The organism is Pseudomonas sp. NFR02 (assembly GCF_900119375.1).
Classification (GTDB): Bacteria; Pseudomonadota; Gammaproteobacteria; order Pseudomonadales; family Pseudomonadaceae; genus Aquipseudomonas; species Aquipseudomonas paracarnis.
In genome coordinates this window covers 153027-178966 of record NZ_FPJJ01000009.1, presented here as the reverse complement: position 1 = coordinate 178966, position 25940 = coordinate 153027, and the positions used below count along the sequence as shown (strand labels likewise).

General features: G+C 60.2%; 28 protein-coding genes. 19 read left to right on the top strand and 9 right to left on the bottom strand.

Annotation, left to right across the window (positions count from 1 at the left end; all coding sequences use genetic code 11):
- Positions 1–128 precede the first annotated feature (128 nt).
- From BT199_RS24150 to BT199_RS24140, 3 genes are read right to left on the bottom strand one after another with little or no spacing between them, the layout of a single operon-like run.
- Positions 129–470: a hypothetical protein gene (locus tag BT199_RS24150; protein WP_014717689.1), complete on the bottom strand. Its 342-nt coding sequence runs from the start codon at positions 468–470 to the stop codon at positions 129–131.
- Positions 467–871, bottom strand: coding sequence for a phage holin family protein (locus BT199_RS24145; protein ID WP_005786473.1), 405 nt, complete (start codon positions 869–871; stop codon positions 467–469). Before BT199_RS24145 ends, BT199_RS24150 begins: the two co-directional genes overlap by 4 nt.
- Before the next feature lie 2 nt (positions 872–873).
- Complete coding sequence (locus BT199_RS24140; protein WP_019820355.1) at positions 874–1188, bottom strand: ElaB/YgaM/YqjD family protein; 315 nt, start codon at positions 1186–1188, stop codon at positions 874–876.
- A gap of 345 nt (positions 1189–1533) precedes the next feature.
- On the opposite strand from BT199_RS24140, the gene BT199_RS24135 reads away from it, so the two are divergent.
- Positions 1534–2742 (top strand): ammonium transporter, encoded by a 1209-nt coding sequence (locus BT199_RS24135; protein WP_014717690.1) that lies wholly within the window; start codon positions 1534–1536, stop codon positions 2740–2742.
- On the opposite strand, the gene BT199_RS24130 is transcribed toward BT199_RS24135, so the two are convergent.
- Positions 2729–4459: a cation:proton antiporter gene (locus BT199_RS24130; RefSeq protein ID WP_072435586.1), complete on the bottom strand. Its 1731-nt coding sequence runs from the start codon at positions 4457–4459 to the stop codon at positions 2729–2731. The two genes, BT199_RS24135 and BT199_RS24130, sit on opposite strands and share 14 nt — an antisense overlap.
- A 173-nt stretch (positions 4460–4632) precedes the next feature.
- Between BT199_RS24130 and BT199_RS24125 the strand changes: the two genes are divergently transcribed.
- From BT199_RS24125 to BT199_RS24115, 3 genes are all read left to right on the top strand, one after another.
- Positions 4633–4869: a glutaredoxin family protein gene (locus BT199_RS24125; RefSeq protein WP_014717692.1), complete on the top strand. Its 237-nt coding sequence runs from the start codon at positions 4633–4635 to the stop codon at positions 4867–4869.
- Positions 4870–4943: 74 nt separating this feature from the next.
- Positions 4944–5279: a hypothetical protein gene (locus BT199_RS24120; RefSeq protein WP_003189932.1), complete on the top strand. Its 336-nt coding sequence runs from the start codon at positions 4944–4946 to the stop codon at positions 5277–5279.
- A 69-nt stretch (positions 5280–5348) separates the two neighbouring features.
- On the top strand, positions 5349–6239 hold the full coding sequence (locus BT199_RS24115; RefSeq protein ID WP_014717693.1) for a pseudouridine synthase: 891 nt from the start codon (positions 5349–5351) through the stop codon (positions 6237–6239).
- Between the two features lie 55 nt (positions 6240–6294).
- On the opposite strand, the gene BT199_RS24110 is transcribed toward BT199_RS24115, so the two are convergent.
- Positions 6295–6516, bottom strand: a complete 222-nt coding sequence (locus tag BT199_RS24110) for a YgdI/YgdR family lipoprotein (protein ID WP_003189935.1) — start codon at positions 6514–6516, stop codon at positions 6295–6297.
- Between the two features lie 79 nt (positions 6517–6595).
- Entirely contained in the window at positions 6596–7198 is a 603-nt protein-coding gene (gene mobA, locus BT199_RS24105) for a molybdenum cofactor guanylyltransferase MobA (RefSeq protein WP_038452116.1), read from the bottom strand.
- A gap of 76 nt (positions 7199–7274) precedes the next feature.
- Here mobA and moaB point away from each other — a divergent pair, with 76 nt between their 5' ends.
- Positions 7275–7814 (top strand): molybdenum cofactor biosynthesis protein B, encoded by a 540-nt coding sequence (gene moaB, locus BT199_RS24100; protein WP_014717696.1) that lies wholly within the window; start codon positions 7275–7277, stop codon positions 7812–7814.
- Positions 7798–9024 carry a molybdopterin molybdotransferase MoeA gene (gene glp / locus BT199_RS24095; RefSeq protein ID WP_032874106.1) on the top strand — a complete coding sequence of 409 codons (1227 nt, stop codon included), beginning with the start codon at positions 7798–7800 and terminating at the stop codon, positions 9022–9024. Before moaB ends, glp begins: the two co-directional genes overlap by 17 nt.
- 70 nt (positions 9025–9094) lie before the next feature.
- Here the strand turns inward: glp and BT199_RS24090 are convergent, their stop codons facing one another.
- Together BT199_RS24090 and BT199_RS24085 are read right to left on the bottom strand one after the other, a co-directional pair.
- Complete coding sequence (locus BT199_RS24090; protein WP_014717698.1) at positions 9095–9424, bottom strand: EscU/YscU/HrcU family type III secretion system export apparatus switch protein; 330 nt, start codon at positions 9422–9424, stop codon at positions 9095–9097.
- Positions 9421–10998 (bottom strand): flagellar hook-length control protein FliK, encoded by a 1578-nt coding sequence (locus BT199_RS24085; protein WP_072435602.1) that lies wholly within the window; start codon positions 10996–10998, stop codon positions 9421–9423. Before BT199_RS24085 ends, BT199_RS24090 begins: the two co-directional genes overlap by 4 nt.
- A gap of 200 nt (positions 10999–11198) precedes the next feature.
- On the opposite strand from BT199_RS24085, the gene ccmA reads away from it, so the two are divergent.
- The 10 genes from ccmA (at position 11199) to BT199_RS24035 (ending at position 18560) form a co-directional block, all read left to right on the top strand.
- On the top strand, positions 11199–11834 hold the full coding sequence (gene ccmA / locus BT199_RS24080; protein WP_072435585.1) for a cytochrome c biogenesis heme-transporting ATPase CcmA: 636 nt from the start codon (positions 11199–11201) through the stop codon (positions 11832–11834).
- Positions 11831–12499: a heme exporter protein CcmB gene (ccmB, locus tag BT199_RS24075; protein ID WP_014717701.1), complete on the top strand. Its 669-nt coding sequence runs from the start codon at positions 11831–11833 to the stop codon at positions 12497–12499. Before ccmA ends, ccmB begins: the two co-directional genes overlap by 4 nt.
- A gap of 87 nt (positions 12500–12586) precedes the next feature.
- A complete protein-coding gene (locus BT199_RS24070) occupies positions 12587–13342 on the top strand; it encodes a heme ABC transporter permease (RefSeq protein WP_072435584.1) in 756 nt (251 codons plus the stop codon).
- Complete coding sequence (gene ccmD, locus BT199_RS24065; RefSeq protein WP_003172771.1) at positions 13339–13515, top strand: heme exporter protein CcmD; 177 nt, start codon at positions 13339–13341, stop codon at positions 13513–13515. The genes BT199_RS24070 and ccmD overlap by 4 nt, the downstream gene beginning before the upstream one ends.
- Positions 13512–13970, top strand: a complete 459-nt coding sequence (gene ccmE, locus BT199_RS24060; RefSeq protein ID WP_014717703.1) for a cytochrome c maturation protein CcmE — start codon at positions 13512–13514, stop codon at positions 13968–13970. The genes ccmD and ccmE overlap by 4 nt, the downstream gene beginning before the upstream one ends.
- Before the next feature lie 3 nt (positions 13971–13973).
- Positions 13974–15962 (top strand): heme lyase CcmF/NrfE family subunit, encoded by a 1989-nt coding sequence (locus BT199_RS24055; RefSeq protein ID WP_072435583.1) that lies wholly within the window; start codon positions 13974–13976, stop codon positions 15960–15962.
- Positions 15959–16495 carry a DsbE family thiol:disulfide interchange protein gene (locus BT199_RS24050; protein WP_014717705.1) on the top strand — a complete coding sequence of 179 codons (537 nt, stop codon included), beginning with the start codon at positions 15959–15961 and terminating at the stop codon, positions 16493–16495. Before BT199_RS24055 ends, BT199_RS24050 begins: the two co-directional genes overlap by 4 nt.
- The gene (locus BT199_RS24045; RefSeq protein ID WP_014717706.1) at positions 16492–16965 is read left to right on the top strand and encodes a cytochrome c-type biogenesis protein; all 474 of its coding nucleotides are present in this window, start codon (positions 16492–16494) and stop codon (positions 16963–16965) included. Before BT199_RS24050 ends, BT199_RS24045 begins: the two co-directional genes overlap by 4 nt.
- Positions 16958–18148 carry a c-type cytochrome biogenesis protein CcmI gene (gene ccmI / locus BT199_RS24040; protein WP_019820372.1) on the top strand — a complete coding sequence of 397 codons (1191 nt, stop codon included), beginning with the start codon at positions 16958–16960 and terminating at the stop codon, positions 18146–18148. Before BT199_RS24045 ends, ccmI begins: the two co-directional genes overlap by 8 nt.
- 16 nt (positions 18149–18164) lie before the next feature.
- On the top strand, positions 18165–18560 hold the full coding sequence (locus BT199_RS24035) for a hypothetical protein (protein WP_005786516.1): 396 nt from the start codon (positions 18165–18167) through the stop codon (positions 18558–18560).
- A 547-nt stretch (positions 18561–19107) separates the two neighbouring features.
- On the opposite strand, the gene BT199_RS24030 is transcribed toward BT199_RS24035, so the two are convergent.
- Positions 19108–20559, bottom strand: coding sequence for an MFS transporter (locus tag BT199_RS24030; protein WP_072435582.1), 1452 nt, complete (start codon positions 20557–20559; stop codon positions 19108–19110).
- A gap of 393 nt (positions 20560–20952) precedes the next feature.
- On the opposite strand from BT199_RS24030, the gene phnN reads away from it, so the two are divergent.
- The 3 genes from phnN to BT199_RS24015 all read left to right on the top strand — a co-directional run.
- Positions 20953–21519 carry a phosphonate metabolism protein/1,5-bisphosphokinase (PRPP-forming) PhnN gene (phnN, locus tag BT199_RS24025; protein ID WP_072435581.1) on the top strand — a complete coding sequence of 189 codons (567 nt, stop codon included), beginning with the start codon at positions 20953–20955 and terminating at the stop codon, positions 21517–21519.
- A gap of 405 nt (positions 21520–21924) precedes the next feature.
- Positions 21925–23508 carry a M57 family metalloprotease gene (locus tag BT199_RS24020; RefSeq protein ID WP_072435580.1) on the top strand — a complete coding sequence of 528 codons (1584 nt, stop codon included), beginning with the start codon at positions 21925–21927 and terminating at the stop codon, positions 23506–23508.
- 921 nt (positions 23509–24429) lie between these two features.
- Positions 24430–25940 (top strand): M10 family metallopeptidase C-terminal domain-containing protein (locus BT199_RS24015; RefSeq protein ID WP_256576031.1); only part of this gene is annotated, 1511 nt, incomplete at its 3' end.

Genomic DNA, 25940 nt, shown 5'->3' with positions numbered 1-25940 from the left:
TTCCCGGTTCGGCCTTTATGGGGCAAGCGAATCCAGCGGTCGGCCGCGTCAGTATCAATTAACAGGCAGCGCAAAAAACCGCAATGACCAGCAGTTGTCTGGTCGTTGCGGTCATTGGCTTTCGAAGGTCAGCTTTTGCGCGAAGCGCCTTGCATGGCCAACTTGATCAGTGGGATCAACCCGGCACCCAGCCGCACCAGGCGCGTGATGCTGCTGATACTGCCGCCCTTGGCGCCCTTGCCGGTAAAGAAGCCCATCAGCGTAACCGCCGCCACGCCCCACAACGGCGCGTGCTTGATGCCCAGGCTGTCCTGCCAGTTGTGGCGCATATTGCGCATTTTGTGCAGGGGGGCCATGAGTTGTTGGGACTCATGCCGGATTTCCTGGCGGTGCATTTCCATGCGCAGGCGGATCAAGGCTTTGCGCATTTCCCGGCGTGACGTATTTTGCGGGATCTCAGTCATGCTCATGGCAGCAGGCGCTCCCGGTCATTGGCCAGTTCTTCGAGCGTGGCATGGAAGGGCGTGGACTCATCGAATACGGCCGCCTTCAAGCGCACGCCGCAGAACGCAGCGGCCAGGCTATAGAACACGCAGAGGCAGATGATGCCGGTCAGGCGATAGCCCGTGTCCCACACCAGGATCATCACCAGCGTCGACAAGCCCACCAGCAACAGCAGGGCAAACACCAATGCCAGGCCGGCAAACAACAACAGGCTGACGGTACGGGCCTTTTGCTCTTGTAATTCAATGCCGAACAACTCGACATGACTGTGCAGCAAGCCCAGCACAGCTGCGCCCAGGCGTCGGGAAGTTGAACCGCTTGCTGAGGAATGTGCGCTCGTGGATGAGCTGGATTCGCCGATAGACATGGTTAGCGCCTTGTAGCCAATAGACCGATCAAAAAGCCTACGCCGGCAGCAATGCCGACTGACTGCCATGGGTTGGCTTGCACGTAGTCTTCAGTGGCAGTGATCGCCGCCTGGCCGCGCTCGCGCAATGAGTCTTCGGTCAGTTGCAGGGTCTGGCGGGCCTTGAGCAGGCTCTCGTGGATCTTGGTGCGCAGCTCGTCAGCCTGGTCACCGGCCAGCACGGCAGTGTCGTCCAGCAGCTTTTCGGTATCGCTGACCAGGGTTTGAAAATCCTCCATCAGTATCTCTTGAGCAGTCTTTGCTGTTTTACCGGCCATGGTTATCTCCGTGGGTAGCTGATCTGTACGTGTGGTTTCGAGTCGCGGCGTTCGCTGAAGGTTCACTGCAATTGTGTGGTACAGCTTTTGCTTTGCCTTGGTGCGCAGGCCCTGGAGCCTGCGCTGAATCCGGGCGGTCGAGGTGAAAACCTTGAAAAACCTTACCCTAAATCACTTAACTTCGCGGAAAAACCCTGTCGGCAACGGCCTGTTGTGTTGATCGCTGCGCTAAAGCGGTTCACGCCCTCTGAAGAAGGGCGAGGCCGGCGGTGCCAATTTAGTGCGCGAAACCCTGGCTTGAACCGCTTTGGTGCTTTTTGCCTTGATGCAGGCCTGCCAACCTCCATGGAAAACTTGCAAAGCGCGGTGGACACCCTCGTCCACAGTTCCAACACCTTGTTCATTCTGATTGGCGCGGTCATGGTGCTGGCCATGCACGCCGGCTTTGCCTTCCTTGAGGTTGGCACGGTGCGCCAGAAAAACCAGGTCAACGCCTTGTCGAAAATCCTCAGTGATTTTGCGATTTCAACGCTGGCCTATTTCTTTATAGGCTATTGGATCTCCTACGGTGTGAGCTTCCTGCAACCGGCCGCCGTGATCAGCGCCGATCATGGCTACGGCCTGGTGAAGTTTTTCTTCCTGCTGACGTTTGCCGCGGCGATTCCGGCGATTATTTCCGGTGGGATTGCCGAGCGTGCCAAGTTTGCGCCGCAGCTGTGTGCCACCGCGTTGATCGTGGCGTTTATCTACCCGTTCTTCGAAGGTCTGGTGTGGAACGGCAACCTTGGCCTGCAAGCCTGGCTGCTCGCAACCTTTGGCGCCAGCTTCCACGACTTTGCCGGTTCCGTGGTGGTTCACGCCATGGGCGGCTGGCTGGCGCTGGCGGCGGTGTTGCTGCTGGGCCCGCGCAATGGGCGTTATCGTGAAGGGCGTCTGGTGGCGTTTGCGCCGTCGAGCATTCCTTTCCTGGCGCTGGGCTCGTGGATTTTGATCGTGGGCTGGTTCGGCTTTAACGTGATGAGCGCCCAAACCCTCAATGGCGTCAGTGGCCTGGTGGCCGTCAATTCGCTGATGGCCATGGTCGGTGGCACCGTGGCTGCTCTGGTAATTGGCCGTAACGATCCTGGGTTTCTGCACAACGGTCCTTTGGCCGGGTTGGTGGCAATCTGCGCCGGTTCCGACCTGATGCACCCGGTGGGCGCGCTGGTCACGGGCGTGGTGGCTGGTGGCTTGTTCGTATGGTGTTTTATCGCTGCCCAGTCGCGCTGGAAGATCGATGACGTGCTGGGCGTGTGGCCATTGCATGGCTTGTGCGGTGTGTGGGGCGGCATTGCCTGCGGTATTTTCGGGCAGGCCGCCCTCGGTGGGCTGGGCGGCGTGAGCCTGATCAGCCAGTTGATCGGCACCGGGTTGGGCGTGGCCGTGGCGTTTGGCGGCGGCTTGCTGGTGTACGGTGTGATCAAGCGTGTGCAAGGGCTGCGCTTGAGCCAGGAGCAGGAGTATTACGGCGCAGACCTGTCGATTCACAAAATCGGCGCGGTCAGTCAGGACTGATCGGCGCGTCTTCGTCAGTGTGTTCCGGTGGGTAGAAACCGTGCAGCAGGCGATAGTGGTTGCGCCGTACTTCGTTCACTCGCGCCTGCACCTGTTGGTCCGGCAGACCCAGCAGGATCAGGGCATGGGAGGCGAGCATCAGGCTCGACTCCAACAGCTCGGGCACCACTTCGCTGGCGCCCGCGGCCTTGAGCTCAGCCAACTGGCTGTCATCGCGGGTGCGCACCAAAATCGGCACGTCAGGGTTGATCTGCCGTGCCTCCTTGAGCACCACCAGCGCGACATCGCTGTTGTCCACCGCGATCACCACCAACCGCGACCGTTCCAGGCCGACGGCGCTGAGCAAAGCGCCACGGCGGCAGTCGCCGTAATGCACGCTGCTGTCCTCGGTGGCGGCTTCCTGCACCCGTTCGGGGTCATCATCCAGGGCGATAAACGCCTGTTGTTCGCGGCGCATAAAGCGCCCGATGGACTGGCCTACCCGGCCATACCCGCAAATCACCACGTGCCTATGCAGTTGGGCGTTGAGCGCGGTGATGTGTTCCAGTTGCACTTGCTGGTTGGGCTTGCGATGCAGGCGCAGGGCGATGGCCGGTGCCGCACGTAACAGCAGTGGTGTCAGCAGCATTGAGCAGAAGGTGGCAGCCAGTAGCAGGCCGTTGAACTCATCGGGAATCAACCGGCTCTGCTGCATTTGCGCCATCAGCGCAAAACAGAATTCGCCGCCCTGGGCCAGTGCCAGGCCGCTGCGCCAGGCCGTTTCGGTGTCGCTGTCACGCCACTTGACCAGCGCCGCGACGACCAGGCCTTTGACCAGCATCAACGTGAGCGTCAGGCCGAGGATCAACAGGCTGTGGCTGACGAACAACTGCAGATCGATGAGCATGCCGATGCTGACAAAAAACAGCCCCAGCAGGATGTCGCGAAACGGGCGGATATCGGCTTCGATCTGGTGTCGGTAATGGCTCTCGCCCAGCAGCATGCCGGCCAGGAACGCGCCGAGGGCAGGGGACAGGCCCAGCAGGTGGGTGAGCCAGGCGGTGAGCAAGACAATCACCAGCGCCAGCAGCACAAACAGCTCCGCCGAATGAGACGCGGCGACTTCACGGAACAGGCGCGGCAGCAACCAGCGGCTGGCGAACAACAGGCCCACGAACAGCACCACGGTCTTAGCCAGCGTCAACGGCAGCGCCCAGTACCAGGCGTGGTCGCTGCTGCCGGCAAACACCGGCACCAGTGTCAGCAGCAACACCGCCACGACATCCTGGAACAGCAACACGCCTATCGCATTCTGGCCATGACTGCTGAAGATTTCCCCGAGGCTGGTCAATTCCTTGCTGACAATGGCCGTGGACGATAACGCCAGCCCTGCGCCCAGCAATAACGCGATGCCAGGCGCGAGGCCAAAGCTCATCAACAAAGCGCCCAGCAATGCCCCGCACCCCAGCACCTGCAGGCTGCCCAGGCCAAATACCACGCTGCGCAGCGCCAACATTTTCGACAGGGAAAACTCAAGCCCCAGGGAAAACAGCAGGAACACCACGCCCATCTCGGCCAGGTCCGGCAGGTCTTCGTTGTCATTGACCCAGTCCAGCGCGGTGGGCCCCACTGCCAGGCCCACGCACAGGTAGCCCAGCACGGGAGGCAACTGCAGCCGGCGAAACAACGCAATCACCACCAGGGATGAAGCCAGAATAATCAGCAGGTTGGCGAACACAGGCATCTCCGTTGCAGGGTGAGCGGCAAAAAGCCGCGAGAATCGCTGAATCAGTTATAGGCCATGGTGATCTGGGTCAGGCTTTTTGCACCGTAGGAGCGAGCAAGCTCGCTCCTACAAGGGGCTTGTTGGGCTTAGAATGGAGATTCGTTTTGTGACCGAGTCCTTTCATCATGCTTCCTGAATGCCAGCTGTTCGGCACCCTGGGTTGCCATTTGTGTGAGATCGCCGAAGCCGAAGTCATGCCGCTCGTCGAACACGGGCTGTTGGTGGAGTTGGTGGATATCACCGATCCGCAGGACCTGACAGACGTCTACGGCCTGCGGATTCCGGTGCTTCGCCGCACGGACACCGGGGCGGAACTGGACTGGCCGTTCGACACCGAGCAGGTGGTTGCCTTCCTGCGCTGAGATTTATGCGATGGCGGCTTTTCAAATATTCAGTTACTGTATATTCGTACAGCGATTGAATAGAGGGAACGCCCGTGGTGAATGTTGAACAACTTAAAAGCAGCGTCAATCGCATGTCCGCCGATGTGGTGCGTGACGCGGTGAACGAACTGCGCCTCGATGGCTTGGTCACGGAAGGCAAGACGCCGTTTAACAAAGTGCATTTCAACACCTGCTTCGCGGAAATCGAGGCGCTGTTCCAGCGCGCCGGTTATCACAAGCAGCTGGATGTGGTGGGTTATCAGGGCTTGCTCTACGCGCTGTATGACCCAGGCCGTTGGGAAGCGGTGGACGTGCTGCGCTGGCTCAAGGAATTCACCGAGGCGGCGAGCGCCTCGCCGGTGCTGCGGGCTCAACTGGCCAAGGCCTGAGATAGGCCCTAGGCAATCGCGCGCCATGGGCGATAATGCCCGCCTGTTTTCCAGGCTTTGAGCGTCGGCATGTCCACTTTGGTTTTTTCCCCCTCCCAGCACCAAGCCAGCACCCTGTACTTGCCGCCGGGCTCCTGGGTGACGGTGCTCGATTGCCTGTGCGCACACTTCCCGGCCATTGGCCGCGAACAGTGGCTGGACCGCATTGCCCGCGGCCGGGTGCTGGATGTCAATGGCAACCCGATCAGCCTGGGCCTGGGCTACAAGGAAGGCCTGTGCATCTATTACTTTCGCGAAGTGCTCAACGAGAAAGTGATTCCGGTGCAGGAAAACATCCTGTACGCCGATGAACACCTGGTGGTGGCGGACAAACCGCATTTCCTGCCAGTGACACCCGCTGGCGAGTACGTCGAACACACCTTGTTGCGACGCTTGATCCGGCGCCTGGACAATCCCGCCCTGGTGCCTCTGCACCGCATCGACCGGCATACGGCGGGGTTGGTGCTGTTCTCCGCCAACCCGCACAGCCGTTCGGCCTATCAGCAATTGTTTCCCACACGACGTATCGACAAATTCTACGAAGCCATCGCACCGGCCTTGCCGCACCTCAGTTTCCCGTTGGTGCACAAAAGCCGTTTGGTGGATGGCGAGCCTTTCTTTCGCATGCAGGAAGGGCCGGGGGCCAGCAACACCGAGACGGCGGTAGAAGTGCGCGAGAAAAACGCTGATCTATGGCGCTACGGCCTGTTCCCGGTGACCGGTAAGAAGCACCAGCTGCGCGTGCATATGACGGCGCTGGGGGCAAGCATCTGTAATGACCCGTTTTACCCCGAAGTAATCAAGGATGCCGAGGACGATTACGCCAAGCCACTTAAGCTGCTGGCCCAGGGCGTGCGCTTTATCGACCCGGTGAGCGGTGAACAACGCAGCTTCCGCAGCCAGATCACCCTGGACTGGTAAACCCCAGGAACAACAAGGCCCGCGCTAGGCGGGCCTTGTGTGCAAGCGCTGAGGCTTACAGGTCTTTAACGGTGCGAACCTGATCTTTGTTGATACGGGTGTGCTTGCCGTCCAGTTGTTCGAATTCGTAGAAGCCCGAATCTTCATCGTATTTCGGGGTGTCGACGGCCTGGATTTCGCGACCGTCATTCAGGGTGATCACTGTTGGCGAGGCGCAACCGGCGAGGGTGGCGAGGCCCAGTGCAAGCATGAGAGCGGCGATGGTCCGTTGAGTCATGAGTTTGTCTCCGAGAGAATACTTTTAAATTGCTGACCTTGTGACGTACGGGACGCCGGCAAAGTTCCTTGTGCAGGGTTCATTCTGACATGCCAGCCCCGGGGTGCAACAGCTCGGGCGTATTAAGATTGGCCAGGCGTGGGTCATCGGCCGGGCATTCCACGGCCACCGCGCCCAGTTGCAGCCAGAGCTTGCGCGGGCTGCGCTCACCCGCTTGCCATGCCTGTTCCACCTGGTTTTTCAGGCTTGTGGGAATGATGCACAGCAAGGGTTCCCAGCATTCACCCTGGCGCACCATCACCGGTATCTGCGGGTTGCGTCGTGCGGTCGCACGCAGGTCGGCCAGCAGTCGCGCATCGACCTGCGGCACATCGCAAGGCAATATCAGCAGATGCGCATGGCGTGCGGCGAAGAGTCCCGCACGGATACCGGCCAGCGGACCGGGGAAGTCCGGGTTGTCGTCACTCACCTGCTGGTCGGCATAGGGCGCGTAGCGTTCATGGTTGCGGTTGCACGAGATGATCAGGTCATCGGTGAGCGGCCGGGCCAACTGGTGCAGGTGGGCGATCAAGGGCTGGCCTTGCCATTCCAGCAGCCCTTTGTCCTGGCCGCCCATGCGTTGGCCGCGACCACCGGCGAGCAATAGGATCGAACACGGCAGTGAGGAAAATTCAAACGTCATGGTGGTTGCGCTGCGGCAGGGAAACAGGGGCCTGTGATATAACACCGGGCTGTTCCTTCGACAACCGGACCGTGCCATGAAAGCCAAGGCCGATGCGCCCTTTGTACCCCTGAATATTGCTGTATTGACCGTCAGCGACACCCGCACCCTGGAGACTGACACCTCCGGCCAGGTCTTCGTCGACCGCCTCACCGCCGCCGGCCACCGCCTGGCCGAGCGCGTGCTGCTCAAGGACGACCTCTACAAGATTCGCGCCCAGGTGGCCCACTGGATCGCTGAAGACGTGGTGCAGGTGGTGCTGATTACCGGCGGCACCGGCTTCACCGGTCGCGACAGTACCCCTGAAGCAGTGAGCTGCCTGCTCGACAAGCAGGTCGATGGTTTTGGCGAGCTGTTCCGCCAGATCTCCGTGGCCGATATCGGCACCTCCACCGTACAATCGCGCGCCTTGGCGGGGTTGGCCAACGGCACCCTGGTGTGCTGCCTGCCAGGCTCCACCAATGCCGTGCGCACCGGTTGGGACGGCATCCTCGCCGAGCAGTTGGATAACCGTCACCGCCCGTGCAATTTCGTCCCGCATCTGAAGCAGGCAGAACCTTGTGAATCCCGTGGATAAGCCCGGCAAGACCGGCGCCCTGATGCCGGTGGAGGCAGCCCTGCAACGTTTGCTCGACATGGCCGCCGCCGCGCCGATCCGCGAGGAGGAAGTACTGTCCCTGGCTGAGTGTGATGGCCGGGTATTGGCCCAGGATCTGATCTCCACACTCGACCTGCCACCGTGGCCCAACAGTGCCATGGACGGCTACGCCGTGCGCCTGGCGGACTGGACCGGCGAACCCTTGGTGGTGAGCCAGCGGATTTTCGCCGGCACTGCCCCTGAACCCTTGGCGGCCGGCACCTGCGCACGCATCTTTACCGGCGCGCCGGTGCCCCAAGGCGCTGACTGCGTGCAAATGCAGGAAAACGCCGTGGTGCATGCCGACCAGCGCGTGAGTTTCACCGAGCCATTGCAGATGGGCGACAACATCCGGCCTCAGGGCCAAGAGACCACGGTCGGCGAGACCGTACTCAGTGCCGGTACCCGCCTGGGCCCTATCGAACTCGGTTTGGCCGCGTCTCTTGGACGTGATCGACTCGAGGTGGTGCGGCGCGTGCGCGTGGCCGTGTTGTCGACCGGCGATGAACTGATTGAGCCAGGGTTGCCGCTCGGCCCTGGGCAGATCTACAACAGCAACCGCCGCGTGCTGTGCAGTTGGCTTGGGCGCATGGGCTGCGAAGTGATTGATGCCGGGATTCTACCGGATGATCTGGAACAGACCCGCGCGCGTCTGGCGGGGCTGGGCAACGTTGACCTGATCCTCTCGACCGGCGGTGTGTCGGTGGGCGAAGCGGACTTCCTTGGCATTGCCTTGCGGGAAGAGGGTGAGCTGGCGCTGTGGAAACTGGCGATCAAACCGGGCAAGCCGCTGACCTTCGGGCATTTTCGTGGCGTGCCGGTGATCGGCCTGCCGGGAAACCCGGCCTCGACCCTGGTGACTTTTGCGCTGCTGGCGCGCCCGTATCTGCTGCGCCGTCAAGGTGTGCTGCAGGTGCAGCCGCTGCGCTTCGAAGTGTCGGCAGGGTTCGTCTGGCCCAAGCCCGGCAACCGCCGCGAGTACCTGCGCGGGCGGATCGAACAGGGCAAGGCGATCATCTACCGCAACCAAAGCTCCGGGGTGCTGCGCAGTGCGGCGTGGGCTGAAGGCTTTGTGGAGGTAGTGGAAGGCACCACGCTGGCCATCGGCGACCGGGTCAACTTCATTCCTTTGAGCGAAGTCCTGAACTGAACACAGATCAAAAATGTGGGAGCAGGCAAGCCAGCTCCCACAGTTGGATGTGTGGGGAGCTCATGAGCAATCAGTAATCGTCACCCTGCTCAGTGACATCCCGCTCTACTGGCCCTGCTTCCGGGTCGTAGCCGGCCGGGAACTTGCCCTTCAACGTCCAGGCAAACGCAATGATCTCGGCAATCGTGCGGTACAACTCTTCCGGAATGCTGTCCCCCAGTTCCATGCGCGCCAGCAGCTTCACCAACTCGGCGTTTTCATAGATCGGTACTTCATTCTCCCGTGCCAATTTGAGGATGGCTTCGGCCAGGGCGTCGTCGCCTTTGGCCGTCAGGGTGGGGGCCTGTTGGCCGTCGTACTTGAGGGCGATGGCCTGGCGGGGTGGGGCGGCGTTTTTCATGCGGTTTCATCCACCCAGCGTTGCTCCAGTCCGGTTTTTGGCCCACGGGGCGGGGTGCCCAGATGGCAATCCAGGTCGCCGACGTTAAGCCCGGATGACACCAGGCGCTCGCGCAGGCTGCCCAAATGGCTTTCGATCAGGCTGGCAGTGAATGGGCGGCTGGCCCACAGCTGGCTGGACAGTTTGCCTTGAGACAACTGCGCCTGAACCTGCAGTGGCCCCAGCGGCTCCATGTCGAAGGCCAGTTCGACGCGCCAGAGCATCTGTTTCGGGTCTTTTTTATCCTTGCGCTCGGGCTGGTCCTTGTCTGGCGCGGGCTCCTCGCGTTGGAACTTGACCTGCAACGGCACAATGTCTTGCAGGGTGCGCATGGGGATCTCCAACTGCCAGGTCGTTTGCAGGCGGCCATCGGCGGTGATGCCGGTCTGTTCCAGGCTCGACAGTTGATGGCTCTGCAAGCGCGAGATCGCCCCGGCGGCCAGGCGTAGCAGGCTTTCCAAGTCGCCTTCACCTTCCAGTTTTGCCATGAGCCGCTCGGGCAGCGGGAAGCCGGCGGGTATCTGCCGGGCGCCGACCTGGCCGAGGGTGTTCAACGGGCTGCGCACGAAGTGCGGCAACACCTGGGCCAGGGTATTGGCGGCGAGGATCGCATTCAGGTTGGTACTGGCAGGCAAGGCGGGCAAAAGGTCTGCGACCAGGCGTAACAGCGCGCCTTTCATGTCCAGCGGTGGGATTTGCGGGTTCTGCCCGGCAAGCAATTTGGCTTCCAGAAAGGCGCCGCTGTTCTGCACCACCTGGGCCAGTATCTTGGGATTGCTGACCTGTGCCAGATCGGGCAACGCCGCCAGCAAGCGCTCGGCGGCGGCCCGCAGCTCGCCCGATGTGCTGTCGCCACGGGGCAGGTTTTGCAAGGCGGTGAACACCGCATCCAGCGAGCCTTGGCGACTTTGCTGAGTGGCAAGTTGCTGCGTCACGGCCAGTTGGTCCTTCAGGCCGCTTAGCGGTACGAAGTTCAGGGTCTGCGCGTTCTGCACCACGGCGCTGAGCAAGCTGCCCACCCTCAGCGGCTGAGGGCTTTCCAGGGTGAGGGTGGCACCGGCCAGGGCGTTATTGAGCACACTCACCAGCGAGCGATAGATCGCCGGTTGCGCCGTGCCCTGGGGCAGCATCTGCGTGGTCAGCACCTTGGCCTGCAATAACGTACCCACCGGTATTTGGTTAGTGTCGAGGCGGGTGAGGGCGGCCACGTTGGCACTTATGGCTTGCTGCAAGGTAATGGCCAGGTTGCCCGCAGGCGTCTGGCTCACCGCCACATTGCTGCCCAGGGGCAAGGGCTGGGCGCTGCTGGCTTGCACCAGCGTCTGGCGACCGCCGGCGAGGGTCAGTTTGAGCAATAACTGAAAGGCCTCGCCGCCTTGTTTAAGCGCGATGACCTCGGCGTTCACGGTTTTCCCCGGGTCGATCAACCCGGCCTGCGGCTCCAGCAGTTTGAGCAACGCGCCGGCCCCAGGCAGCGGAGTGGGCCCGGGTGCGGAGGTTGGCGGCAGTGGAGGAAGGTTGATCTCGCCGGTCATCGTGCGCATCGTCTCTGGGGAAATTGCCCTCTTTAGAGTAGGACATCGCATGTATAATGCCGTCCGTCTGCAAAGAGAGCGGTAAAAACCTCACAACTATTTGATCCAGCTCTCTAAAATCGGTCGCCAAAGCCGTTATTGTGCATCTCACTATAACGGCCGCTGCACCGCCGACTTGAACCGTAAAGGCCCGCGATCTCTTGACCAGCCCTCTTCTTGAAGCCGTAGCGCTTGCCTGTGAACGCGACCTGCGCCTGCTGTTCGAGCAACTCGACCTGCGGCTTTCGGGGGGCGACATGGTGCAAATCAGTGGCCCCAATGGCAGCGGCAAGACCAGCCTGCTGCGCCTGCTGGCCGGGTTGATGCAGCCGACGGCCGGCGTGGTGCAGCTCAACGGCAAACCGTTGAACGAGCAGCGTAGCGAGCTTGCGCGCAACCTGGTCTGGATCGGCCACGCCGCTGGCATCAAGGACGTACTCACCGCTGAAGAAAACCTCAGTTGGCTCAGCGCCCTGCATCATCCTGCTTCCCGTGACGCCATCTGGCAGGCCCTGGCCGCGGTGGGCCTCAAGGGCTTTGAGGACGTCCCCTGCCACACCCTGTCCGCCGGCCAGCAGCGCCGCGTGGCCCTGGCCCGCTTGTACTTGCCCGGCCCGCCGTTGTGGATTCTCGACGAACCTTTCACGGCCCTCGACAAACAAGGCGTGGCTCAACTCGAAGCACATCTGGCCCAGCACTGCGAGCAAGGTGGCCTGGTGGTGCTCACCACCCACCACACCTTGGTGCGTATGCCCGCTGGTTACCGTGAGCTGGACCTGGGGCGGTGGTCGCTATGAGTGTGTTCGCCCTGTTGGTCGCCCGCGAAGCCCGGCTGTTGTGCCGTCGCCCCGCCGAACTGGCCAACCCGCTGGTGTTCTTTGCCATCGTGATCGCGCTGTTCCCGCTGGCGGTTGGCCCGGAGACTAAACTGTTGCAAACCTTGTCCCCAGGACTGGTGTGGGTCGCCGCACTTTTATCGGTTCTGCTCTCGCTGGACGGGCTGTTTCGCAGTGATTTCGAAGACGGTTCCCTGGAACAGTGGGTCCTTTCGTCGCACCCTTTGCCACTTCTGGTACTGGCCAAGGTGCTGGCACACTGGGTTTTTTCCGGCTTGGCGCTAGTCTTGCTCTCGCCACTGCTTGCCATGATGCTCGGGTTGCCCGTTGAATGCCTGCCGGTGTTGCTCCTGTCCTTGTTACTCGGCACGCCGGTGCTCAGCCTGTTGGGGGCGGTGGGCGCAGCGTTGACCGTCGGCTTGAAACGGGGCGGCCTGTTGCTGGCCCTGTTGATTCTGCCTTTGTATATCCCGGTGTTGATCCTGGGCAGCGGCGCTTTGCAAGCCGCGCTTATGGGGATGCCGGCGACCGGTTACCTCTTGTGGCTGGGTAGCCTGACCGCCCTGGCGGTAACCCTGACACCCTTTGCTATAGCCGCCGGCCTGAAAATCAGCGTCGGTGAATAATGAGGTCTGACCCGGCGTCAATAACGCTGAGTCAGTAAAGACCCTGAGCTTTTCGCCACGACGAAAAGCACCGTGATGGAAACAGCAATGAACTGGACCTTGTTTCACAAGCTCGGCTCGCCCAAATGGTTTTATGGCATCAGCGGCAAGCTGCTGCCGTGGTTAAGTATCGCAGCCATCCTGCTGATCGGCATCGGCCTGGTCTGGGGCCTGGCCTTTGCGCCGCCGGACTATCAGCAAGGCAACAGCTTTCGCATCATCTATATCCACGTGCCTGCCGCGATGCTGGCCCAGTCCTGCTACGTGATGCTGGCGGTGTGCGGCATCGTCGGCCTGGTATGGAAGATGAAGCTGGCCGATGTAGCCCTGCAATGCGCCGCGCCCATCGGTGCGTGGATGACCGCCGTGGCGCTGGTGACCGGTGCGATCTGGGGCAAGCCGACCTGGGGCTCATGGTGGGTGTGGGATGCGCGCCTGACCTCGATGCTGATCCTGCTGTTCCTGTATTTCGGCCTGATTGCCCTGGGCAACGCCATCAGCAACCGTGACAGCGCCGCCAAGGCCTGCGCGGTGCTGGCGATTGTCGGCGTGATCAACATCCCGATCATCAAGTACTCGGTGGAGTGGTGGAACACCCTGCACCAGGGCGCCACCTTCACCCTCACCGAGAAACCGGCGATGCCCGTGGAAATGTGGGCGCCGTTGCTGCTGATGGTGCTGGGTTTCTACTGTTTCTTCGGCGCCGTACTGCTGCTGCGCATGCGCCTTGAAGTGCTCAAGCGTGAAGCCCGTACCAGTTGGGTAAAGGCCGAAGTGCAAAGCTGCCTGGGAGCACGTGGATGAGTTTTGCTTCTTTCAGTGATTTTCTCGCCATGGGCCACCACGGCCTGTATGTCTGGACGGCCTATGGCATCTGCCTGGCGGTGCTGGCCCTCAACGTCGCCGCGCCGATCCTGGCCCGCAAGCGTTACCTGCAACAAGAGGCGCGACGTCTGCGCCGGGAGACCGAAAAGTGAATCCGCTGCGTAGAAAGCGTCTGTTGATCATCCTTGCCATCCTGGCCGGCGTCGGCATTGCCGTGACCCTGGCCCTGAGCGCCCTGCAGCAGAACATCAACCTGTTCTACACGCCCACCCAGATCGCCAATGGCGAGGCACCGGTCGATACGCGCATCCGCGCTGGCGGCATGGTGGAGCAGGGCTCGTTGAAGCGTTCCGGCGATTCGTTGGACGTGACCTTCGTGGTCACCGATTTCAACAAGGCCGTGACCATCACCTATCGCGGCATCCTCCCGGACCTGTTCCGTGAAGGCCAGGGCATTGTCGCCCTGGGCAAGCTCAACGCCGACGGCGTGGTGGTGGCTGACGAAGTGCTGGCCAAGCACGATGAAAAATACATGCCGCCCGAGGTCACCAAAGCCTTGAAAGACAGCGGCCAAACCGCGCCCGCCACCCCAGTCAAGGAGGGCTGAGCCATGACGTCCGCACTGTTTATTCCGGAGCTGGGCCAGTTGGCGATGATCCTCGCGCTGTGCTTTGCCGTGGTCCAGGCCGTGGTGCCCTTGCTCGGTGCCTGGCGCGGCGACCGCCTGTGGATGAGCCTGGCGCAGCCTGCCGCCTGGGGCCAGTTTGCCTTCTTGCTGTTCGCCTTTGGTTGCCTGACCTACGCCTTCATGACCGACGATTTTTCCGTCGCCTACGTCGCCAACAATTCCAACAGCGCTTTGCCCTGGTACTACAAGTTCAGCGCCGTGTGGGGCGCCCACGAAGGTTCATTGCTGTTGTGGGCCTTGATCCTCGGCGGCTGGACCTTCGCTGTATCGGTGTTGTCGCGCCAATTGCCGCAAGTGATGCTGGCGCGGGTGCTGGCGGTGATGGGCATGATCAGCATCGGCTTCCTGCTGTTTTTGATCATGACCTCCAACCCGTTCACCCGCATCCTGCCGCAGATCCCGGTGGACGGTCACGACCTCAACCCGTTGCTGCAGGATATCGGCCTGATCGTGCACCCGCCGATGCTCTACATGGGCTATGTGGGCTTTTCTGTGGCCTTCGCGTTCGCCATCGCCGCCCTGCTCGGCGGGCGTCTCGACGCCGCCTGGGCGCGCTGGTCACGGCCATGGACCATCGTCGCCTGGGCCTTCCTCGGTATCGGTATCACCCTGGGCTCGTGGTGGGCCTATTACGAACTCGGCTGGGGCGGCTGGTGGTTCTGGGACCCAGTGGAAAACGCCTCCTTCATGCCGTGGCTGGTGGGTACCGCGCTGATTCACTCCCTGGCCGTCACCGAAAAGCGTGGCGTGTTCAAGAGCTGGACGGTACTGCTCGCCATCGCGGCGTTTTCCCTCAGCCTGCTCGGCACTTTCCTGGTGCGCTCGGGCGTGCTGACCTCGGTGCATGCGTTTGCCTCAGACCCTGAGCGCGGCGTGTTCATCCTGATCTTCCTGCTGTTTGTGGTCGGCGGTTCCCTGACCCTGTTCGCCCTGCGTGCTCCGGTGGTCAAGAGCCACGTCGGTTTCAACCTGTGGTCGCGGGAGACCCTGTTGCTGGGCAATAACCTGGTACTGGTGGTGGCTGCATCGATGATCCTGCTCGGCACCCTCTACCCGCTGGTACTGGATGCCTTGAGCGGCGCCAAGCTGTCCGTGGGGCCGCCGTACTTCAATGCGTTGTTCATCCCGTTGATGGGCCTGTTGATGGTAGTGATGGCGGTCGGCGTGCTGGTGCGCTGGAAAGACACCCCGGTGAAATGGCTGGCGGGCATGCTGATGCCGGTGCTGCTCGGCAGCGTGGCCCTGGCGGTGATCGCCGGGTTTGCCTACGGCGACTTCAATTGGGCGGTACTCGCCACCTTCCTGCTGGCGGCCTGGGTGTTGCTGGCGGGGGCGCGGGACATCGTCGACAAGACGCGCCACAAAGGCCTGATCAAAGGCCTGCCCACTCTGACCCGCAGCTATTGGGGCATGCAGATCGCCCACATTGGTATTGCGGTGTGCGCCCTTGGGGTGGTGCTGTCCAGCCAGAACAGCGCCGAGCGCGACCTGCGCCTGGCGCCGGGCGAGTCCATGGACCTGGCCGGTTACCACTTCATCTTCGAAGGTGCCAAGCACTTTGAAGGGCCGAACTTCACCTCCGACAAAGGCACGGTGCGCGTGGTGCGCAAGGGCAAGGAAATCGCCGTGCTGCACCCGGAGAAACGCCTGTACACCGTGCAAAGTTCGATGATGACCGAGGCTGGCATTGACGCAGGTTTCACCCGTGACCTGTATGTGGCCCTCGGTGAACCTCTGGGCGATGGCGCCTGGGCCGTGCGCGTGCATGTCAAACCGTTCGTGCGCTGGATCTGGTTCGGCGGGTTGCTCACCGGGTTCGGCGGGTTGCTCGCAGCGCTGGACCGGCGCTATCGGGTCAAGGTCAAGAGCCGGGTGCGTGAAGCGCTTGGCCTTTCGGGAGCTGCGGTATGAAGCGTTGGTTGATGGTTGTGCCGCTGGCGATGTTCCTGCTGGTGGCGGTGTTCCTGTATCGCGGGTTGTACCTGGACCCGGCCGAGCTGCCTTCGGCGATGATCGGCAAGCCGTTCCCCGCCTTCAACCTGCCAACGGTGCAGGGTGACAAGACCCTGACCCAGGCAGATTTGCAGGGCAAGCCGGCGCTGGTCAACGTGTGGGCCACCTGGTGCATCTCTTGCCGCGTCGAACACCCGGTGCTGAACAAGCTGGCCGAGAAGGGCGTGGTGATCTACGGCATCAACTACAAGGACGACAATGCGGCGGCCGTGAAGTGGTTGGCGGAATTTCATAACCCGTACCAGCTGGATATCCGCGACGAAGACGGCAACCTGGGGTTGAACCTGGGCGTGTACGGCGCGCCGGAAACCTTCTTCATCGATGCCAAGGGTGTGATTCGTGACAAGTTCGTCGGCGTGATCGACGAAACGGTGTGGCGCGAGCAACTGGCCGCCAAGTACCAGGCCCTGGTCGATGAGGCCAAGCCATGAAGCGTTGGTTGACCGCTGCCGTTTTAACCCTGGGCCTGGCCGGCGTGGCCCACGCCGCCATCGACACCTACGAATTTGCCAACGACGCCGAGCGCGAGCGTTTCCGCGACCTGACCAAGGAACTGCGCTGCCCCAAATGCCAGAACCAGGACATCGCCGACTCCAACGCCCCGATCGCCACCGACCTGCGCAGAGAGATTTTCCGCATGCTGGGGGAGGGCAAGGACGACCAGCAGATCATCGACTTCATGGTCGACCGCTACGGTGATTTCGTACGCTACAAACCGGCACTCACCGGCAAGACCGCGCTGCTGTGGTTTGGCCCGGCCGGGCTGCTGCTGGCCGGCGTGGTGGTGATGGCCGTGATCGTGCGTCGGCGCCGTGTCGCACCGATTGATGGCGCCGATGCGCTGTCCCCTGAAGAGCGTAAACGCCTCGACCAATTGCTGGACACCAAGACTGATGATTGATTTCTGGCTCGCAGCCGGTTTGCTGCTACTGATTGCCCTGAGTTTCCTGTTGATCCCTGTGTTGCGTGGCCGTCGTGCCCAGCGTGAAGAGGATCGCACCGCGTTGAACGTGGCGCTGTACCAGGAACGCGTCGCCGAGCTGCAAGCGCAGCAGGACGAAGGTGTGTTGAATACCGCGCAACTCGACACCGGCCGCGCCGAAGCGGCCCGCGAGTTGCTGGCCGACACCGAAGGTGTGGAAAAACCCCGCGAATCGCGGTTAGGCAAACCGCTGCCGTTTTTGGCGGCGTTTCTGGTGCCTGTGCTGGGCGTGGCGCTGTACCTGCATTATGGGGCGAGCGACAAGGTTGAACTGACCCGTGAGTTTTCCCAACCGCCGGTGTCCATGGCCGACATGACCCGCCGCCTGGAACGCGCCGCCGCCGCACAACCGGATTCGGCAGAAGGTTTGTACTTCCTTGGGCGCGCCTATATGGCCCAGGACCGTGCCGCCGATGCCGCCAAAGTCTTTGAACGTACGGTTGCGTTGGCCGGGCGCCAACCGGAACTGCTCGGCCAATGGGCCCAGGCGCAGTACTTTGCCGACAACAAACAATGGTCGCCTCAGGTTCAGGCGCTGACCGACGAAGCCTTGAAGCTCGACCCCAAGGAAGTCACCAGCCTTGGCCTGTTGGGTATCGCTGCCTTTGAGGGCCAGCGTTATCAGGAAGCCATCGACTACTGGAACCGCCTGCTCGCGCAACTGCCGCCAGAGGACAATTCCCGTGTCGCCTTGCAAGGCGGAATTGACCGCGCAGCAGAGAAGCTCAAGGAGAGCGGTGGCAGCCTGGCTCAGGCGCCCAAGGCGCTGCTGACCGTGCGGGTGGACGTATCTGCCGAGGTGAAAGCCAAGGCCCTGCCAGGCGACAGCGTGTTCATCTTCGCCCGTGCCGTAAACGGCCCCCCGGCGCCCTTGGCGGCCAAGCGTGTAACCGTCGACGCATTGCCGGTCACCGTCGAACTGGGCGATGCCGACGCGATGATGCCGCAGTTGAAACTGTCCAACTTCCCCGAAGTCCAACTGGTTGCGCGCATATCCCGGGCCGGCCAACCGACCGCTGGCGAATGGATCGGCCGCAGCCAACCGTTGGCCAGCAGCACCACTGCGCTGCAGCAATTGACTATCGACACTCCGGACCAGTAATTCTGAGGACACACCCATGACCGCATTTGCACGCATCACCCTGCTCAGCCTGGTACTGGGCCTGAGCGCCTGTGCGGTCCACCGCCCACCTGCGGCGCCGACCGGCCCGACTATTCCACCGTCTGGCCCCTCGACCCAGCCGAGCACCAAACCATCTGGCCCGGTGACGCCGCCGCCCAAGCCTCTGCCAAGCAAATCGCCGACCTTCGCCCCACCGCCGGGCGCCGCCAGCCACTGGGACGGCAAGATGCAGGTGTACGTGCTGGATGACCAGCCTGACACCTTCTACCGCCAGCGCACCTACTACCGGTGGAGCAACGGCTGGAGCCGGTCCATCAGCCCCAACGGGCCATGGGAAGAAACCAACGTGCAGGGCGTGCCGCCGGGGCTAAGCAAGCAGTACGCGCAATGACAAAAGGCGACCGTGTTCAGGTCGCCTTTTTTATTTCCGATTTGAAATGCTCTCCACTGTGGGAGCGGGCTTGCCTGCGATGACTATAGGTATCTACACAACTTTGTAGATTGTAGCCGCCGTTGGGCGGAACCCTAAGTGGCTGTTACCTCAATAACGGATATGTACTCGGTCTGGATCCAACATATTGGTCGGCTGCCAAGCCGCCTTCGCAGGCAAGCCAGCTCCCACATTTGGATCGCAGCGCTTCAGTTGGCCCAGCGTCGGCTGTCAAGCCGTCACGGGAGCAAGCTCCCTCGCATCGCCCTATAGGTGGGCGGCAGCTTGCCTGACAGCCGACACCTGACCAATTGTGGGAGCTGGCTTGCCTGCGATGACGGCCTGCCAGCCGATACCTATCTACCTGACGCCCCGCAATCCAAGTGTGGGAGCGGGCTTGCTCGCGAAGGCGGCCTGACAGTCGATCGGGATGTTGGATCTAACCCGGCGTCCTGTCGGGTTACCCCCCGCACTCAAGATGTACTTGGTTCGTCCGCCCGCACCCACTTCACACCGGCGCAGTCTCCTGGGCTTTCAATATGCGCCTGGCGATGACAATGGCCAGCACCGCCAAGCTGAAGGTGGCCCAGGCCATCAGTTGAGTCCCTCCTACAAATGCCTGTATAGCGTTGCCCATGACTTCACTGGCCTGGTCGTGCGCCAGGGTGGCCGAGATTGCGTGGGCGCCTGCCAAGGTTTCGCTTGCCAGGTGCATTTGCATAGGGCTCAAGAAGTCCGGTAGGTGCAGCGTGCCACGGTAGTACGCCGTTACCAGGCCACCGAGCACGGTGGTGCCGAGTACTACGCCGACTTCATAGGCCGTCTCGCTGATGGCTGACGCGGCGCCGGCTTTGTTGGCTGGGGCGGCCGACAGGATCACGTCGTTAGAGACGGTAGCAAGGGCGCCGACGCCAATGTTCAACAAGGCAAACGCAACCACGATCACCGTCAAACTGCTACCGAGGCTGGCCACCAGCAAAAACGCGCCGGCGGTGAAGGCCAGCAGGATGGGAATCAGGACATTGACCGAGACGCGCTGGGCGACCGGGACGATCAGGATCCCCACCACAATCGCCATGAGCTGGCCCGGTATCAACGCCAGGCTGGCGTTCAAGGGCGACATGCCCAGGACGATTTGCAGCAACTGAGTGGCAAAGAACACGAAGCCGATCATGAAGGCCAGGCTCATCAGGTTAATGGTCACCGAGCCGCTGAACGTCTTGTTGCGAAACAGGCTCAGGTCCATCAAGGGGGTAGGGAGGCGCAACTGACGGCGTACGAATTGCCAGCCGCTCACGATTGCAACGGCCAATACCGCCAGTGCCCAGGCGTCCGGCCCTTCACTGGCGACATGCTTGATGCTGTACACCAGCGCACTGAGGGCGACCATCGAGAGCGCAATGCTGATGACATCCATCGGCCCCGACGCGTCCGGCTCGGACTCAGGCAGCAGCCAGAGGCCGAGGATCAACAGAGGCACCAGCACCGGTACGGCCAGGAGAAAAATCGACCCCCAACTGAAGAGCTCCAGCAATATGCCGCCGACCAACGGCCCAAGCGCAGAACCGACGGTCAAGGTGGTTGCCCAGATCGCCACGGCCAGGCGACGCTCTTCCCGGTCCTCGAACACTGAGCGAATCAGCGCCAGCGTTGACGGCATCAACATCGCCCCGAAAACCCCCATGCATGCGCGTCCCACGACCAGCTGCGTGGCGGTGCTGGAATAAGCGGTCATCACCGACACCAGGGTAAACCCCAGTGAGCCGATCAGCAGGAGTTTGCGATGGCCTTTGCGATCCCCCAGGCTACCCATGGAAATGAGCAATCCTGCCAGCATGGGCGGCGGCATGACCTCCGCCACGATGTCCAGGTCTACCGAAGATTGGGCCAAGGCCATGCCGAAGCCGAGAATGGCTGCATGGGGCAATGCCTGACACAGGGCCATCAATTCATTCGGCACATGCACACTCCCTGAACGGCACGCGCCTACTACAATTACGTCGAACGCTATGTTCTAGATCCTTGTTTAAACTGTCAGCTGTAGGATGAAAAACATTCCCATGTAGGAACGTGCTGAGCTTTCTATAGATTGTGAGTAGGGGCGACCATCGAGCATTTGTTTCATGTTGTATCGTTGTTACAAATTTACATACTCACTCAAGTAAGCCCGGAAAGCCTGGTGCACGTGCCGAGCGTGGTGCGCGGTAGGTCACACTCGGGTAATGTGGCCGCCGCCGGCCTGCAAGGGCAGGTTGGCTGGAAATACTTTCCAGCCCTGACGATGGCTTGACGCGCCGAATGCTGACACCGGGGCGCCGGTACAGGTCTGGAGACAAGCGAAGAGGGTGTTTTGATGGCGGGCAGGTTGATCTATCTCATCGGGCCATCGGGGTCGGGCAAGGACAGCCTGCTGGACGCCGCGCGCCCACGCCTGGTCGAGCGTGGGTGTCGCCTGGTGCGGCGGGTAATCACACGTTCAGCGGAGGCGGTGGGCGAAGCGGCGCAAGGCGTGAGCCCCGAGCAGTTTGCGGTGATGGAGGCCGAGGGTGCATTTGCCTTGAGCTGGCAGGCTAATGGCTTGTCCTACGGCATCTCCAAGGACATCGACGATTGGCTGGCCGCCGGCGACGATGTTTTGGTCAACGGCTCCCGTGCCCACCTGGCGCAGACCCGCGAGCGTTATCCGACCTTGCTGGTATTGCTGCTGACGGTGGACCAAGCGGTGTTGCGCCAACGTCTGATTGCGCGTGGGCGGGAGTCGTTGGCGGATATCGAGCAACGCCTGGCGCGCAATGCGCGGTTCACTGCCGAATTGATCGCAGGTCACGGCGCGGGTTTATTCGTGTTGGATAATTCCGGCCCATTGGCGCACACCGTTGAACGCTTGCTGTGCTGCCTGGACCACCGGCATTGCGTATGAGCCTGACCCAAGTCCCGGTAGGTTAGGACAACCCCGTCATGTAGTGCTTGACGAGGCCAGGTCTCAGATAAAACCCTGGCACTGAGCTTATTTTTTTCTGATGTGTTTGAGTGGGTTGCTGAATGTTTGAAGTTTAACTGTCGACCCGATTAAATTAACGCTTTGCGCGTTTTTACGTCTGTAGTATCAGGGTTTTAGCGTGATTGATAAGGGGCGGCTGTGCTGCGCTGAATAAACTGTGTGCGGATTTTTTGCGGTCGTGTTTATAGGGTTTTCTTGCAAAGAATTAGCGATGGTGAAGGCGTTTTCAATATGGGAGCTTTATCGGGCTGACTACGGAACAGTCGGCATCGATAACTCCTGTACATGGACGATTCATTTCACTGTTCAGAGTAGTAAAATGCCATGCATATCCCAGTTAGACAGTCTTTCCAGTCGCATCCCCCTGAGACATTGAACTCCAATTTTTCACCTGATGAAAAGCAAGTTATTCGTTGGGCCAATAATAAAAAATCTTTCACCACGGACCAGGCGGCGAAACATATTACGCGCAGTAATGCGAAGTTTAAGGACAGTAATAGAGATGGAAAAGTTGTGGTGGGGTTTAACTTTTTCGGGGGGTTCAATGCGGCGCAGAAAGAGCGAGCCAGGCAAGCCCTTCAATACTGGGCGGATATCGCCAATATCGAATTTGTTGAAAATGGCTCAAACACCGATGGCAAGATCACTATCAAGGGGACTGGCGGATCGGGAGGCTGGGCAACCTTTCCGTTCGGTCAGCATGCAAAAGTCCAGGCCAATATAGGCACTTCGGGTGGGCAGAACCCGACCATGGGCAGCCACTTTCTGGGTTTGTTGATCCATGAACTGGGGCATACCCTGGGGCTCAGTCATCCAGGTGAATACAATGGCCAAGGCTTCAACTACGAGCGCAGTGCCGAATATGCACAGGACACCAAGGCACGCAGTGTCATGAGCTATTGGGCCGAGACCCATCAACCGGGGCACAAGTTTGCCGGCCGCAGCCCGGCGGCACCGATGATGGACGATGTCGCGGCAGCACAGCGGCTCTATGGCGCCAATACGAAGACCCGCAATACCGACACTACCTATGGCTTCAATTCCAATGCCGGTCGCGAGGTCTACAGCCTCAAGCAGGGGAGTGACAAGCCGATTTTTACCGTCTGGGATGGCGGCGGTAACGATACGCTCGATTTCTCCGGGTTTACCCAGAACCAAACCATCAACCTCAAGGCTGAGGCGTTTTCGGACGTGGGAGGCTTGCGCGGGAACGTATCGATTGCCAAGGGCGTCATTGTCGAAAATGCCATCGGCGGTGCCGGCAACGATACCTTGACGGGAAACGAGGGCAACAATCGCCTTACGGGCGGCAAGGGTGCCGATAAGTTGCACGGCGGTGCAGGGGCAGACACGTTTGTGTATCACCGCATCGGCGATTCGACACCGCAGAACCCAGACGTTATTCAGGACTTCCAAAGCGGGCTCGACAAGATCGACCTCACCGGCGTTCTCCAGGAGGCAGGGATCAAGTCGTTGAATTTCGTTGATAAATTCGGCACAAAAGCGGGAGATGCCGTGCTCGGTCATGACTCGAAGACTGGCCGTTCCACGTTGGCTGTGGATACAACGGGGAACGGCACGGCGGATCTGATGATCGCCAGCCAAAGCCAGATCAAGCAGACGGATGTGATCTGGAACGGTGAGGCGCCGACTGTCACACCGACGCCTGGGCCCACTGTTGTCCCTGTGTCGGAACCCGTTCCGAGTCCCGTTCCCAGTCCCATTTCGGAGCCGACTGACTCCAAGCCTGATCCCAAGCCTGACCCTGACCCTGACCCTGACCCTGACCCACAGCCAGAGCCGAGGCCAAGCCCCGGCCCGGCGCCCCGGCCGGGGAGAAGGTTTATCCAGAAAGTTTTTTCATCGTTCAAGGGGTTTGTAAATAAGGTGCGGTCGATATTCCGGTGAGTCCGGTGGCTATTGGCTAGTCCCTTGATCAGCCCAGAGCATGCCATCGCAGCGTCTGACCAACAACACGCGTACCTTTCACCGCCTTGAGCTTGCAGCTTTTCCTGACGGTGATTGCCTGGGAATGCCAGCCCCTGCAACCCAACGATTGCGCTTGCACCTTTGTGCCGTAGCGCCGCTCTCCCGGTTACCTCTGTCCAGGCTTGGACGCGCGCATCACCGCGTTCAAGCCTGCCTGCCGTACGTTTTCTCCCTTCAGCCGTGTCCTTTGCAGCGGGCTATCAGCGCTCGGTGATCGTTCTGCTTCGTCGCTTCATAGGGCGCCTGCAAGGCTCTGCTCAACCGTCGAACACTCCCGTTGAGGCACACACTGGCCGTATTGCAGTGTGTTTTCATGTTTCAGTTTTGGAGCGTCAGCCGGATCGGTTGTTGCAGTACATTCAATGACCGTCCTCGGCCAGACTAAAGCCGTTGTATGAGCACTGCAGGTTTTTTCTTTCAATACGAACTCTGCTATTCGTCTGTGCATTGGGTTGTTGTGTAGGACGGGTTAAAAGTTGCCAGTCGGGTATAGGTTTTTGGGCGATTGGCGTGTTGTCTGATTGTGAATAACGCTTTGCAATAAAAATTATGTAAAGTGTGTTTGTGAGGTTTAATGTTCATGCAAAACAAAGAGTTATCATGTTTGCGGTTAAAGTGCTATCTGTTCTGGAGTTTCGGAAGTTTTCAAGTATAAGATTAAAGTGTTTTTAAATTTTAGAGTGTGTCGAGTTGAATTATTTCACCGCTGGTGTACGGCAGGGGAGTGTGCGAATTTAACGCTGTGCCGATAACTACTGCTGCTCTTGGTGGGCGGGAATCGGTATCTCGAACGTGCTGATGTTACAGCCTCGAGTCTGATTTTTATGAGGACGTTGGTTTATGAGAGTGCCAGGACCATCCACACCTAATATTGTTATACCCAAGGAACCAGCTCTTAATAGCAGTATCAGCCCAGAAAGCCCTGCCGGGGCCTATACACGCAATAGTAAAAAGCCGATGTTTACTACGGAACAGGCGGGAAAACACATCACCCGCAACGGTTTCAAGGTTCATGATAATAATGGTGACGGCAAAATTACCTTGTCCGTTCGCGTCTCCAAGGGCTTTACCCCGCAGCAGGCAGAGCAGGTCAGGCAGGCACTGCAATCCTGGCAGGATGTCGCTAACGTTACATTTACTGAAAAACCGCAACATTCAGACGGTCATGTTGATATCAGTGAAATGCCCGGAACACCGGGGGGAGTGGCCTCACTGCCTGATAAGTTCATGACTCGAACCTTCGTAAATATTGGAACGGCGAATGCGGGGGCGAACCCTCCACTGGGTCATTATTTTCGCGGAGTGCTTATCCATGAAATAGGTCATTCAATCGGCCTGGAACACCCGGGGCGTTATGATGGTTTTGGTAACTATGGGCGTGACGCAGTCTATGCGGGGGATACTCGAGCGCGTTCGGTGATGAGTTACTATTCAGAAAAAAACCAGCCAGGCCACGACTTCAAATTGTTGAACCCTTCTGCGCCGATGATGGATGACATCTCGGCTGTCCAGAAACTGTATGGGCCGAATACCAATACGCGCAATACCGATACAACCTATGGGTTTAATTCCAATACGAACCGTGAAGCGCTTAGTTTGAAGTCGCCAAATGACAACCCTGTTTTTTGTGTGTGGGATGGTGGTGGGAAAGACACGTTGGATTTCTCTGGGTATTCACAGCCTCAGAAAATCAATCTCAATGCCGAGTCTTTTTCGGATGTCGGTGCGTTGAAGGGTAATGTCTCCATAGCCAAGGGCGTCACACTGGAAAACGCGGTGGGCGGCAAGGGAGATGACGCTCTCATAGGTAACCAGGTCGCCAATCGTCTCAAAGGGGGCGGTGGAGCAGACCGGTTGTCAGGGGGAGGGGGGGCAGACACTTTTATCTATGACCATGCCAATGATTCCACGCCGGATAACCCCGATGTAATTCTGGATTTTGAAAGTGGTGCAGACACAATTGACGTCTCCGGGGCTTTGAAAAGGGCCAATCTCAGTGCGCTTAAATTCGTTGATCGCTTAACGGGTCAACCCGGCCAGGCTGTGATGAGTTACAGCGAGGGCAGTAATGAGGGAAGTCTGGCCTTGGACCTGACGGGCAACGGCAAGGCTGACCTGTTCGTAAAAAGCATCGGCCGGATAAACGCGGGTGATGTCGTGGCACACGGCGATACCCCTACGCCAAACCCTGAACCGAAAGACCCCAAGCCTGCGCCGCGGCCTCAATTCGACGAGCCCAAAACCAAGCCTGAGCCCAAACCGAAGGAGCCAAAGCCTGAGGAGCCCAGGCCAAGTCCAGACCGCTGTGAGCCGAAGCCACAGCCAGACCCTTGTGAGCCGAAGCCAAGTCC

Bases quoted from the DNA above. Each gene is read 5' to 3' on its own strand.
- BT199_RS24150 (WP_014717689.1), bottom strand. From the start codon at position 470: ATGAGCATGACTGAGATCCCGCAAAATACGTCACGCCGGGAAATGCGC.
- BT199_RS24145 (WP_005786473.1), bottom strand. From the start codon at position 871: ATGTCTATCGGCGAATCCAGCTCATCCACGAGCGCACATTCCTCAGCA.
- BT199_RS24140 (WP_019820355.1), bottom strand. From the start codon at position 1,188: ATGGCCGGTAAAACAGCAAAGACTGCTCAAGAGATACTGATGGAGGAT.
- BT199_RS24135 (WP_014717690.1), top strand. From the start codon at position 1,534: ATGGAAAACTTGCAAAGCGCGGTGGACACCCTCGTCCACAGTTCCAAC.
- BT199_RS24125 (WP_014717692.1), top strand. From the start codon at position 4,633: ATGCTTCCTGAATGCCAGCTGTTCGGCACCCTGGGTTGCCATTTGTGT.
- BT199_RS24115 (WP_014717693.1), top strand. From the start codon at position 5,349: ATGTCCACTTTGGTTTTTTCCCCCTCCCAGCACCAAGCCAGCACCCTG.
- BT199_RS24110 (WP_003189935.1), bottom strand. From the start codon at position 6,516: ATGACTCAACGGACCATCGCCGCTCTCATGCTTGCACTGGGCCTCGCC.
- mobA (WP_038452116.1), bottom strand. From the start codon at position 7,198: ATGACGTTTGAATTTTCCTCACTGCCGTGTTCGATCCTATTGCTCGCC.
- moaB (WP_014717696.1), top strand. From the start codon at position 7,275: ATGAAAGCCAAGGCCGATGCGCCCTTTGTACCCCTGAATATTGCTGTA.
- BT199_RS24090 (WP_014717698.1), bottom strand. From the start codon at position 9,424: ATGAAAAACGCCGCCCCACCCCGCCAGGCCATCGCCCTCAAGTACGAC.
- BT199_RS24085 (WP_072435602.1), bottom strand. From the start codon at position 10,998: ATGACCGGCGAGATCAACCTTCCTCCACTGCCGCCAACCTCCGCACCC.
- ccmB (WP_014717701.1), top strand. From the start codon at position 11,831: ATGAGTGTGTTCGCCCTGTTGGTCGCCCGCGAAGCCCGGCTGTTGTGC.
- BT199_RS24070 (WP_072435584.1), top strand. From the start codon at position 12,587: ATGAACTGGACCTTGTTTCACAAGCTCGGCTCGCCCAAATGGTTTTAT.
- ccmD (WP_003172771.1), top strand. From the start codon at position 13,339: ATGAGTTTTGCTTCTTTCAGTGATTTTCTCGCCATGGGCCACCACGGC.
- BT199_RS24055 (WP_072435583.1), top strand. From the start codon at position 13,974: ATGACGTCCGCACTGTTTATTCCGGAGCTGGGCCAGTTGGCGATGATC.
- BT199_RS24050 (WP_014717705.1), top strand. From the start codon at position 15,959: ATGAAGCGTTGGTTGATGGTTGTGCCGCTGGCGATGTTCCTGCTGGTG.
- BT199_RS24045 (WP_014717706.1), top strand. From the start codon at position 16,492: ATGAAGCGTTGGTTGACCGCTGCCGTTTTAACCCTGGGCCTGGCCGGC.
- ccmI (WP_019820372.1), top strand. From the start codon at position 16,958: ATGATTGATTTCTGGCTCGCAGCCGGTTTGCTGCTACTGATTGCCCTG.
- BT199_RS24035 (WP_005786516.1), top strand. From the start codon at position 18,165: ATGACCGCATTTGCACGCATCACCCTGCTCAGCCTGGTACTGGGCCTG.
- phnN (WP_072435581.1), top strand. From the start codon at position 20,953: ATGGCGGGCAGGTTGATCTATCTCATCGGGCCATCGGGGTCGGGCAAG.
- BT199_RS24020 (WP_072435580.1), top strand. From the start codon at position 21,925: ATGCATATCCCAGTTAGACAGTCTTTCCAGTCGCATCCCCCTGAGACA.